The sequence below is a fragment of the Ruegeria sp. BE10 genome (assembly GCF_056538905.1).
Genome location: NZ_JBQFTX010000001.1, coordinates 142,343 through 153,969 on the forward strand (window position 1 = coordinate 142,343; position 11,627 = coordinate 153,969).

General features: G+C 58.1%; 10 protein-coding genes. 2 read left to right on the forward strand and 8 right to left on the reverse strand.

The window, feature by feature from the left end; genetic code table 11:
- Positions 1-11 precede the first annotated feature (11 nt).
- From ACR0M2_RS00775 to purC, 7 genes are all read right to left on the reverse strand, one after another.
- Positions 12-2,864 carry an Rne/Rng family ribonuclease gene (locus ACR0M2_RS00775; protein ID WP_480703784.1) on the reverse strand — a complete coding sequence of 951 codons (2,853 nt, stop codon included), beginning with the start codon at positions 2,862-2,864 and terminating at the stop codon, positions 12-14.
- A 515-nt stretch (positions 2,865-3,379) separates the two neighbouring features.
- Positions 3,380-4,714 carry a sigma-54-dependent transcriptional regulator gene (locus ACR0M2_RS00780; RefSeq protein WP_170348615.1) on the reverse strand — a complete coding sequence of 445 codons (1,335 nt, stop codon included), beginning with the start codon at positions 4,712-4,714 and terminating at the stop codon, positions 3,380-3,382.
- Between the two features lie 13 nt (positions 4,715-4,727).
- Complete coding sequence (locus ACR0M2_RS00785) at positions 4,728-6,506, reverse strand: sensor histidine kinase (RefSeq protein ID WP_170348614.1); 1,779 nt, start codon at positions 6,504-6,506, stop codon at positions 4,728-4,730.
- A 36-nt stretch (positions 6,507-6,542) separates the two neighbouring features.
- Entirely contained in the window at positions 6,543-7,211 is a 669-nt protein-coding gene (gene purQ / locus ACR0M2_RS00790) for a phosphoribosylformylglycinamidine synthase subunit PurQ (RefSeq protein ID WP_170375204.1), read from the reverse strand.
- Positions 7,212-7,234: 23 nt separating this feature from the next.
- Positions 7,235-7,465, reverse strand: coding sequence for a phosphoribosylformylglycinamidine synthase subunit PurS (gene purS, locus ACR0M2_RS00795; RefSeq protein ID WP_170348612.1), 231 nt, complete (start codon positions 7,463-7,465; stop codon positions 7,235-7,237).
- Between the two features lie 116 nt (positions 7,466-7,581).
- A complete protein-coding gene (locus tag ACR0M2_RS00800; protein WP_480703785.1) occupies positions 7,582-8,244 on the reverse strand; it encodes a MarC family protein in 663 nt (220 codons plus the stop codon).
- Between the two features lie 133 nt (positions 8,245-8,377).
- Positions 8,378-9,133 (reverse strand): phosphoribosylaminoimidazolesuccinocarboxamide synthase, encoded by a 756-nt coding sequence (gene purC, locus ACR0M2_RS00805; protein ID WP_170358332.1) that lies wholly within the window; start codon positions 9,131-9,133, stop codon positions 8,378-8,380.
- A 187-nt stretch (positions 9,134-9,320) separates the two neighbouring features.
- Here purC and ACR0M2_RS00810 point away from each other — a divergent pair, with 187 nt between their 5' ends.
- Together ACR0M2_RS00810 and bmt are read left to right on the forward strand one after the other, a co-directional pair.
- On the forward strand, positions 9,321-9,638 hold the full coding sequence (locus ACR0M2_RS00810; protein ID WP_170358330.1) for a DUF1476 domain-containing protein: 318 nt from the start codon (positions 9,321-9,323) through the stop codon (positions 9,636-9,638).
- A gap of 122 nt (positions 9,639-9,760) precedes the next feature.
- Positions 9,761-10,777, forward strand: coding sequence for a betaine--homocysteine S-methyltransferase (bmt, locus tag ACR0M2_RS00815; protein ID WP_170358328.1), 1,017 nt, complete (start codon positions 9,761-9,763; stop codon positions 10,775-10,777).
- A gap of 5 nt (positions 10,778-10,782) precedes the next feature.
- On the opposite strand, the gene ACR0M2_RS00820 is transcribed toward bmt, so the two are convergent.
- Positions 10,783-11,559, reverse strand: a complete 777-nt coding sequence (locus ACR0M2_RS00820) for an enoyl-CoA hydratase-related protein (RefSeq protein WP_170348607.1) — start codon at positions 11,557-11,559, stop codon at positions 10,783-10,785.
- Between the last annotated feature and the right edge of the window lie 68 nt (positions 11,560-11,627).

Sequence of the window (11,627 nt, forward strand, 5' to 3'; positions counted from 1 at the left end):
GCCTTTCTTATTTATTGCCCCAAGGACCACCACCCGCGCCGTTTCGGCTTGGGCGGTTCGCTGGGTTGCTCAGGCTCTTCGGCCACAACTTCCAGAACAGGCTCAGGCGTTTCTGCAACCGGCTCTTCCAGCGCTACTTCGACTTCAGCGGTCTGGACAGTCTCGGCAACCTCTTCCACAGCTTCTTCAGCTTCGACAGCTACTTCGGTAATCACTTCTGTCTCGGTTACCTCATTCGCTGTCGGCGCATCGGGTTCCGCTGAAACCGGTTCGGTCACCACCTCAGCAGCTTCGGGCTGTTCAACGGCTTGTTCCGGCGCAGGTTCTCCTGCAGTGGTTTCCTCGGCCTGCTTAGCGACTGCTTCCTCAGCTTTATCAGCGGGTGTTTCGTCGGTTGCTTCAACCGTTTCCGCGTCCTTCTTACGACGGCGCGGCGCACGGCGGCGCTTCGGTTTTTCAGCCTTTTCTTCCGCAGCAGGTTCTTCGGGTTGAGCCTCAGCAGATGCTTCATCCGTAGCTTCGGCTGCGGTCTCACCGTCCTCTGCACCAGTTTCAGGTGTATCCCCCGAGCCGTTGCTTTTCTTACGACGACGGCGGCGACGTTTGCGCTTGGGCTTAGTCTCTTCTTCGGCCTGAACCGCCGTTTCTTCTTCGACGGCTTCGTCCTCGTCCGCATCCACCAGATCCATCAGCGTTGCGTCCACGGATACAACCGGCGCTGTCGCCTCGGGCACGATACGGCTGGCGGTCTTAAACTTCTCCATCGAGAAATCGGGACTGACCAGATGCACGTCGCCTTCGATGCGAACTGACAAGCCATAACGTGCTTCGATCTGCGCAATATGTTCCCGCTTTTGGTTCATCAGGAAGTTAGAGATACTGACCGGGCAGCGCACCAGAACCTCGCGCGAGCGGCGGCGAGTGCCCTCCTCTTCGATCTGACGCAGGATGGTCAGCGCCATGTTGTCATCCGACCGGATCAACCCGGTGCCATGACAGGATGGGCACGGCTGTGTTGTCGCCTCCAGCATGCCAGGGCGCAGACGCTGTCGGCTCATCTCCATCAGGCCAAAGCCGGATATCCGACCCACCTGAATACGCGCGCGGTCTGTCTTGAGCTTGTCTTTCAGACGCTTTTCAACGGCCGAGTTGTTCTTACGCTCGTCCATGTCGATAAAGTCGATGACAATCAGACCAGCAAGATCGCGCAACCGAAGTTGCCGCGCCACTTCTTCAGCGGCCTCAAGATTGGTCTTAAGCGCGGTTTCCTCGATCGAGCCTTCCTTGGTTGCCCGGCCCGAGTTCACGTCAATCGCCACCAGCGCTTCGGTCACGCCGATCACGATATATCCGCCGGACTTCAGCTGCACCGTCGGGTTGAACATGCCGGTCAGATAGCTTTCGACCTGGTAACGGGCGAACAGCGGCAGCGCGTCTTCATACCGTTTCACGTTCTTCGCGTGGGACGGCATGATCATTTTCATGAAGTCCTTGGCGATGCGGTAACCGCCTTCACCCTCGACCAGAACCTCATCAATCTCACGATTATAGAGATCGCGGATCGACCGTTTGATCAGGTCACCCTCTTCATAAATCTTGGCGGGCGCGATGGACTTCAGCGTCAGCTCGCGGATCTGCTCCCACATGCGCTGCAGATATTCATAGTCGCGTTTGATTTCGGACTTGGTGCGCTTGGCCCCCGCAGTCCGAATGATCAGGCCCGCACCAGTCGGCACGTCAATTTCAGCCGCGATTTCCTTTAGTTTCTTACGATCCGGGGCATTGGTGATCTTGCGGCTGATGCCACCGCCACGCGCGGTGTTGGGCATCAGAACGCAATAGCGACCCGCCAGCGACAGGTATGTGGTCAACGCGGCACCCTTGTTGCCGCGCTCTTCCTTGACGACTTGTACCAGCAGAACCTGGCGTACCTTGATCACTTCTTGAATCTTGTACCGGCGCGGACGCGGCTTGCGCGGCGGACGGATGTCCTCGCTGTCGTCCTCATCAGCAACTGACTCAATGCTATCATCCTTAGCCGATGCGTCTGAACGAGGTTTTTCTTCGGCATCGTCTTCGTCTTCGGCGTCGGTTTTGGTGGCTTCCGCAGCAGGCGCGTCGTCTGCGTTGTCGTCCGCAGCGCTTTCGGCTTCAGCCTCCCCTTCGGGAGAGGCACCTTTCGCCTCAACGTCTGCAGTTTCTTCTACAGGCTCCGCAGATACCTCTTCCGTGGCGGCTTCCTCAGCCTCGGCTGCAGGCTCCTCCGCGGTCGCAGGCTCTTCTGCCTCAGCGGCAGGTGCCTCAACTTCATCCGAGGCTTCTGCGTCATCGCTGGGTTCCTCAACCGGCGTCTCAGCAACATGATCCATCGGAGAGGTGCCTTCTGGAACAGAAAGACCAGCCCCTTCTTCGCCCTCATCCAGATCAATCGTTTCCATGCCCGTTGGCTCAGACGAAACCTCGATGGATTCGACTGCGTCGTCGGATTTCACATCCGCCGCCTTGGTCCGCGATCGGGACCGGCGCTTTTTAGGCTTGGCTTCTTCCGCCTCGTCCCGCGCCTTCATCGCCTCGGCATAGGCGCGCTCTTCTTCCATCAGCGCTTCGCGGTCGGCGACCGGAATCTGATAGTAATCCGGGTGGATTTCCGAGAACGCGAGGAACCCATGCCGGTTCCCGCCGTAATCCACAAAGGCCGCCTGAAGGGACGGTTCTACTCGCGTAACTTTTGCTAGATAGATATTGCCAGCAAGCTGACGTTTGTTTTCGGACTCAAAATCGAACTCCTCGACCTTGTTTCCGTCGACCACCACAACGCGGGTTTCCTCCGCGTGGGTGGCATCGATAAGCATTTTCTTAGCCATTTGTCCTTGGTGCACCGCGCCAAACGCGTTGTCCTGGCCCGTCCGGGAGGACAGGCGCTTTTGGGGTGGTGTCTTGTCAGGGCGATATTGGACGGCGCGCGGCAGGGTCTGGCGCTTTGGCCCCCTGCCCGTACTCTCGATCGTTGCGCGCGCGTCATCGCGGTTCTTCTCCGACAGGTGCGGAATGCCGCGTCCTGCCCATTTTTTCCTTTCGCCCGCTCAGGCGGGCTCAGGCGTTCAACTGCCCGGTTAAGGGCATAATCGGTCTGCTTTGCCTCGTGGGGATCATCACCATCCGCGGCAGAGCAGCGAAACTCAAAGCTTGGGGCTTAAGGGCGTGAAAAGGCCCGGCCCGTCCCGCCACCATAAAGGCAGTCCTGTGGAAAAGACAATGGGCAAACTGCACGGTTCACTCCGAACACCGGCCAGGATCGCTTCATCTGGCCAAAAATACCTCGGGGGAGAGTAAATTGGCCCAAAGGGCCAAGAGAGGGGGCTGGCCCCCTCCCTGGTGTTTACAGGTAATCCGAACGCTGCAGGCTGTATTTGGCCATTTTCTCGTTCAACGTCCGTCGCGGCAGGCATAGCTCTTCCATCACGGACGCAATCGAGCCCTTGTGACGGCGCATCGTGTTGTCGATCAGCATCCGTTCGAACGCCTCGACATATTCCTTCAGCGGCTTGCCCTCAGTCGTCATAACCGGCTGCATTTCTTCGTGATCCGACATCAGCAACGATGCAATAGTCCCGGAACCCCGGCGAGATTGCAGCACGGCTCGTTCGGCGATGTTGATCAACTGGCGCACATTGCCTGGCCACGGCGCCTGCAACAACTGCGCGGCCTCCTGCGCGCTGACCTGCGGTGCGTCACAGCCATATTCTTCAGCAAATTGCTCGCTCAAGCGCGTGAACAGCGTCAGGATATCTTCTCCGCGCTGGCGCAAGGGCGGCATGGTAATCCGAAGCGCGGCCAGGCGATAAAACAGGTCCGGGCGCAGGACATCTTCGCTGGTCTTACCCGCCTCTTGCAGGTTCGAAATCGCAACGATCCGCGTCTCGGCCGGTGTACCCTGATCATTCATGACGCTCAGCAGTCGGGCCTGAAGCGTGTCACTGAGGGCTTCGACATCTTCCAGCACCAACGTCCCACCGCGCGCCTCTTCAATCGCGGGCAGTTGCGCGTCTTCGGGCATCATCGGACCGAACAGACGTTTCGACAGCGCCTCTTCTTCCAGCGCTGCGCACGAAACCAGAACGAATTTCTTGCCCGCCCGGCTGCCAACAGCATGCAGAGCATGCGCAACCAGGGTTTTACCCGTGCCGGTCTCACCGTCGATCAGAACATGGCCGTCCGCCTGCCCCAAATCCAGGATATCCTCTCGCAAGCGCTCCATCACCGGGCTGGCCCCGATCAGCTTGTTCATGATCTGAGTGCCGCCGGACAGCTCGCGCCGCAAGGCCCGGTTGTCCAATGTAAGACGGCGTGCATTGCTGGCGCGTTTTGCCAGCTCTGACATGCGGTCCGGGTTGAAAGGCTTTTCAAGAAAGTCGAACGCGCCCACGCGCATCGCCTCAACCGCCATCGGAACATCGCCGTGACCGGTGATCATGATGACCGGTAAGGTGCTATCAGCCCCCATCAGCTTTTTCAGCAATTGAATGCCATCCATTCCCGGCATCTTGATGTCCGAGATGACAATGCCCGGATAATCCGGTCCCAGTACCTTCAGAGCGTCCTCGGCGCTCGAGAACGTTTCAGTGTCATATCCCGACAGTGCCAGCCATTGGCTGATCGACTGGCGCATGTCCTGTTCGTCATCCACAATGGCGATTTTCATGGCCTGTGCCATAGTCATTCCTTTGTTATTCAGCGGCCTCCAGGCCGTCGCTTCCTAGTATCGGCAATTGCATCTCAAACACCGCGCCGCCGTGCTGGCCGTTGCGCGCAGTCAACCGTCCCCCATGGTCGTTCACGATACCCGACGAGATGGCAAGCCCCAACCCGACCCCATCGCCGGGCTGCTTGGTGGTGTAGAAGGGCTCGAACAGATTCTCGATATTCTCGATCCCGTGACCATTGTCGCGGACGGTCAGCACCGCCATGTCACCAGCTGCCAGGATGATTTCAACATCCGGCTCTGATACAGATTTGGTGGCGTCCAGCGCATTGCGCAAGAGGTTCACCATCACTTGTTCGATCCGCATCCGGTCCCCCATCACTATAACGGGTTCTTCGGGCAGGATCTGCGTTATTTTAACGTGTCGCTGCCGCAGCTGCGGTTCCATCATTGACAGGCTGGAAGCCAGCGCTTCACCAAGATTTACTGGTGAAAACGCATCCGCGCCCTTGCGCGCATAGGATTTAAGCTGTCGGGTGATCGCCCCCATCCGTTCGATCAAGCCGTCGATGCGACCAAAGCTGGCCAGCGCCTCTTCGGGGCGGTTTCTGCGCAGCAACAGACGCGCGCCAGCCAGATAGGTCTTCATTGCAGCCAGCGGTTGATTCAGCTCGTGGCTGACAGCGGCCGACATCTCACCCAAGGCCGCAAGTTTCGAACTTTGCGCCAGCGTTTGCTCGGCAACTTCTAGTGTCTTTTCAACCCGTTCACGTTCAGCAATTTCCCGCTGTAGCCGCATGTTCAATGCGCGAAGCTCTGCCGACTCGCGCTGGAACAACGCCATCCGCAGCGTCGCCCGGCGGCTCAGCGCGTAAAAGGCCAGCGCCAGCAGAATCGCGAATCCCATAATCTCAAGCGCCAGAACGCTGTTCACCTTTTCCCGGATCGACGCATAGGTGGTGAATGACGTCATTTGCCAACCGCGGAATGGAATGCGCGTCTCCATGCGCATCACGGCCTCACCCTGCAGGTAGGCATCAGGCGGCAAGGCGGTCCAATCGGTCGTTGCCCGGATTGCGCGCTGGATGGCCCCTTCGGGCGGCTGACGCAGCATCGCCTCGCCTTCTTGCACGCCGCGCCACTGTGGTTCGGTCGACAAGATGATCGTGCCGGTACTATCTGCCACCATCACCGCGTCCGAAATCCCTGCCCAGGCCAGTTCGAATTTGTGCAAATCGACCTCAACCACGATGACGCCAAGGATTTCGGCGTTGGCTTCCATACGACGCGAATAGACAAAGCTATAGCCGCCGGATTCCTTCGGGATTACCGTAAAGATCGTGGCGTTCGAGCGTACAGCATCAATGAAATAAGGCAAACTCCTGTGTGCCTCACCCAAACGGTTGCGATCGGTGGACGCGACCGAACGCCCATCCCCATCCAACAGCATCAGCGAGGCTGCTCCAATTTCTTCCACAAATGAGATCAGGCGCTGGGTCGACAGAGAATAATCGCTGGATTGAAGCGCCGAGATCAGCGTGGGATCCCGCGAAAGCAGCTGCGGCACAATCGCATTTCTGCGTAGTTCGCTCAGCAGGTTGCCGGAATACAGGGCTAGACGCAGCTCGGCGCGGTTGCGGGTGGACTCAGTAAATCTGTCCGTCAGCAGCCGGTTTGTGATCCAGATCGTCGCAACAGCGACCACCAGAAGGGTAATGACGGCCAATCTCAGGCGCCACCCAAGGGGCGCGCCGCGAAAAGGTTTTGTCAGAATGGACCAGCCAGAGCGAACATCAGAACTCATCCCGGGAAATTACGCGGGCTTGATCGCAACCTCAAGTCACGCAGGTGCGAGGACCCCCGACAATGCGCGGAACAATGCCGTTCCGTCAGTGCCGCCGTGACCTTCATCCGCCGCCCGTTCAGGATGCGGCATCATCCCCAACACCCGGCGGTTTTCCGACAGGATACCAGCAATATCACCGACCGAGCCGTTTGGATTCTCGGTATAGGTGAATGCAATCCGATCCTGATCCCGCAACGCAGCCAGAGTGGTGTCATCCGCGAAATAATTGCCGTCATGGTGTGCAATCGGAATACCGATCACATCGCCGGCGTTGTAACCTTGGGTAAAGGCGCTGTCGCTGGTTTCCACCTTCAGACCGACAGTTTTGCAGATGTATTTCAGACCCGCATTGCGCAGCAATGCACCCGGTAGAACGCCGGTTTCTGTCAGAATTTGGAAGCCATTGCAGACACCCACGGCATAGCCACCACGGTTGGTATGTTCGACAACCGCCTTGCAGATCGGCGATTGCGCGGCAATCGCGCCGCAACGCAGGTAGTCACCATAGGAAAACCCGCCGGGAACGCCCACGATGTCGATGCCCTCGGGCAGCGCGGCATCCTTGTGCCATACCATGTCGACCTGAAACCCCGCCTGTTCAAAAGCGACGGCAAGGTCCCGGTCACAGTTGGACCCAGGGAATACAATAACAGCAGCGCGCATGGCGAGGCCTCCGGGGTAAAGGGTCAGACCAGTTCGATTTCGTAGCGTTCGATGACCGTGTTGGCCAACAGCTTTTCGCACATCTCGGTGATGTCGGCCTCGGTCGCGCCTGCAGCCAGCTCAAGGTCGATCACCTTGCCTTGACGCACGCCTTCGACCTGATCGAAGCCCATAGCGCCCAATGCGTGCCGCACTGCTTCACCCTGCGGGTCAAGGACCCCATTCTTGAGCATCACATGCACCCGTGCTTTCATTCCTGCAACTCCAGCTAAGGGCCATGGTTCCGGGCCCGTTCCGTTGCGCGGGGGATAACGCGACAAACCGCGTTCGACAACCCTTGTCCGCACACAGTTTGCCGCAGGTGTGACGCTCAGCCACTGCCGGTTAATCCGGGGTAATGCGCATCAATGGCGTTAAACGTACCGGTCAGCACCATTTCGACGGCCACAGCCACAAGTATAATCGCCATGACACGAGTGATGACGTTGATCATGGTCGGCCCGAAAAACCGCGAGATCGGGTCCGCGAACAGTAATCCCAGCCCTACGATGGCGCAGGCAATCAGCACGGCGGAGCCTAGTGTCACGATCTCGGCCCCATTCGACAGCGTATGAGCAAACACGATGGTCGTGGCAATCGTGCCGGGTCCGATGGTCAAGGGTATTGCCAACGGTACGACGGCAATGTTGCTTTTCTTCTTTTCGCCCTCTGCAACCGCCCTTTGATCACCTTTTGGCGGGTCAGACGCGTTCAGCATCGACATGCCGACCCCCAGAATGATCAACCCGCCGGCAATGCGGAAGGACGGGATGTCGATGCCGAAGACCGCCAGAATCTCTTCGCCAACCAATACCGCGATCAAGGCCACGACAACCACTGTTCCGGTTACGACCAGTGCCACGCGCTTGCGTTCGGGACCCGAGTAGCCTTCGGTCATACTCAGAAAGATCGGGATACCGTAAAGCGGATTGAAGATCGCCAGTAACGCCGCGAGGAATTTCAGAAAAACCGCCTGATCGAACAATTCGGCCATTTCGGGACTATCCTTGATTGCACCTGCCCCGACAATGCGAAGGTGCGGACCGTCTGTCAAACCACCAGAGCAAAAGAAAAAAGCGCCGTCTTAGAAACGGCGCTTTTGACAGAATTTACATCCGAAAACCGGCTTAGTTGATCAGCGTGGGCTTGGTCACGTTGCTTTTTGGCAGAACGCCCAGACGTCGTGCGACCTCTGAATAGGCATCAGTCAGATTACCCAGATCGCGGCGGAACACGTCCTTGTCCAATTTCTGTCCGGTTTCGATATCCCATAGGCGGCAGCTGTCCGGACTGATCTCGTCCGCGATAATCAGACGCTGATAGTCGCCGTCATAAACGCGGCCAATCTCAATCTTGAAATCGACCAGACGGATGCCCACGGCCAGCATCACGCCGCTCAGGAAATCATTCACGCGCAGCGCAAGGCTCAGGATATCTTCCATGTCCTGCTGGCTCGCCCAGCCAAAGGCGGCAATGTGTTCCTCGGTTACCAGAGGATCACCCAGCGCATCATCCTTATAGCAGTATTCCACGATCGGGCGCGGTAACTGCGTTCCTTCGGCAATGCCAAGACGTTTCGACATCGTACCGGCGGCATAGTTGCGCACGATCACTTCAAGCGGCACGATCTCGCAGCTGCGCACTAACTGTTCGCGCATGTTCAGGCGGCGAATAAAGTGGGTCGGTACGCCGATCTGGGTCAGGCCGTTCATGAAGAACTCGCTCAGGCGGTTGTTCAGCACGCCCTTGCCGTCGATCACGTCCTTTTTCTCGGCGTTGAACGCGGTGGCATCATCCTTGAAATATTGCACGATGGTGCCCGGCTCTGGGCCTTCATACAGAATCTTAGCTTTACCTTCGTAGATTTTCTTGCGACGCGCCATAAGCGACCCTTCCAGTCTGGTAAGAGGGAATGAGTCCCCTCACGTTGGCGTCCTCATAGTGCAAGCCCCCCTTTCCCGCAAGTTCGCACACAAGAAAGACTTTGATACAACGCAAATCCCTTGCACGCGGCGTCCTGTATGGTCATATCAACATCAACGATATGTTACTCGAAGAGGTCCCCAACCTATGACGACGTTTGACGAACGCGAATACGCATTTGAAGCCAAGTTTGCGCATGATGAAGAGATGCAGTTCAAGGCACAGGCCCGCTGCAACAAACTGCTTGGCCTATGGGCCGCGGAAAAGCTGGGCAAAACCGGTGACGAAGCGGAAGAATACGCCAAAGCCGTCGTGAAATCCGATTTTGAAGAAGCCGGTCACGAAGACGTCGTGCGCAAGGTTTCCGGCGATCTGGGTGCTTTGTCGTCTGACGATGAAATTCGCGCCAAGATGGCCGAGCTTCTGCCCGAAGCCAAGTCGCAGATTCTTAGCGAGACTGACTAAGGGCTTTTGCCCCACCTCATGATCTTCATGAGATTTATGAGTTTGCTTTGGCGTCCCGGTCATGAGACACGGGGCGCCTCTGTTATTATCAGGCCACTTGCGCCTTTTTCCGGATAACCCCAATGACAAATGCATTGACCGAACTTCTCAAGACCAAAGATGCCATTTTGGCAGATGGTGCAACTGGGACCAACCTGTTCAACATGGGTTTGCAATCGGGTGATGCGCCCGAATTGTGGAACGTGGACGCGCCGAATAAAATCCGCGCTCTATATCAAAGCTCGGTGGACGCGGGCAGTGATCTTTTCTTGACCAATACTTTCGGGGGCACGTCGGCCCGGTTAAAGCTGCATGATGCGCAAAACCGCGTGGCCGAGTTGAACCGGATCGGTGCCGAGTTGGGACGTGAGGTTGCTGACAAAGCCGGACGCCCGATCGTTGTGGCCGGATCGGTCGGCCCAACCGGCGAGATTCTGGTGCCCGTTGGCAGCCTGACCCATGCCGACGCCGTCGAAATGTTCCATGAACAGGCCGACGCGCTCAAGGCTGGTGGCGCCGATGTTGTGTGGCTGGAAACCATAAGCGCCCCTGAAGAATTCCGCGCCGCTGCCGAAGCGTTCGCTTTGGCCGATATGCCCTGGTGCGGCACCATGAGCTTTGACACCGCTGGGCGTACCATGATGGGTGTTACTTCGTCCGACCTGGCCCAACTGGTCGAAACCCTGCCCAACCCGCCGATTGCTTTCGGGGCCAACTGCGGCACCGGTGCGTCGGATATCCTACGCACCGTTCTGGGCTTTGCCGCGCAAGGCACCGAGCGGCCCGTGATCTCGAAGGGCAATGCCGGTATTCCGAAATACGTGGATGGCCACATCCACTATGACGGGACGCCCGAGTTGATGGGTGAATACGCCGCCATGGCGCGCGATGCTGGGGCCACAATCATCGGCGGTTGCTGCGGTACCATGCCCGACCACCTGCGCAAAATGCGCGAAGCGTTGGACACAAAACCGCGCGGGTCACGCCCGACCTTGGATCAGATTACGGATGCCCTGGGGCCGTTTTCCTCGGCTTCGGATGGTACCGGCGACGAAGCCAACGCGCCCGAGCGGCGCACGCGCCGCCGCCGCCGCGCCTGAACGGTTCAGCGCCCCTCGAATTTCGGGGGGCGTTTTTCCATGAAGGCGACGACACCTTCGGCAAAATCACGGCTGCGCCCGCATTCCCCTTGTAAATGTGCTTCGGCGGCCAATTGCTGTGGCAGCGTTTTCTCATACGTCCCGCGGATGGCCTGTTTGATCGCGCCAAAGCCGGCTGTGGGACCATTCGCCAGATAGGCTGCACGTTTGCGCCAATGGGCATCGAATGTGTCGTCGGACACGGCTTCCCAGATCAGACCCCATTCATCAGCCTGCCGCGCGCTGATCTTGTCCGCGAATAAGGCGGCGCCCATCGCTTTGGCAAACCCCATCTGACGCGGCATGAACCACGTACCGCCCGCATCCGGCAACAACCCGATCCGAGCGAACGCCTGCAGGAAGTATGCGCTTTCGGTGGCGATCACCACATCAGCGCACAGCGCAAGGTTTGCCCCTGCCCCGGCTGCCGGTCCGTTCACAGCCGCAATAGTGGGCACCGGGCAATCATAGATCGTTTCCAGCATCGGTTCATATTCATCACGCAGCGTGCGTTCTAAATCGACCTTGCCGGTGCTGGACGCATCACCCAGATCCTGTCCTGAACAAAAGGCGCTTCCCGCTCCGGTCAGAACGATCGCCCTTGCATGACGCGCCGCATGTTTCATTGCATGAGTGACTTCGGCCCGCATCTGCGCGGTCATCGCGTTCATCTTGTCGGGCCGGTTCAGGGTGACAACAGCCAAATCATCCGTGATGTCCAAAAGGATTGTTTCGTATTCCATGAACCTTCCCCCAATTCCAAACTTTTCGGAACCCTGACCGAAATGGAGGGGAAGGAAAAGATGAACGC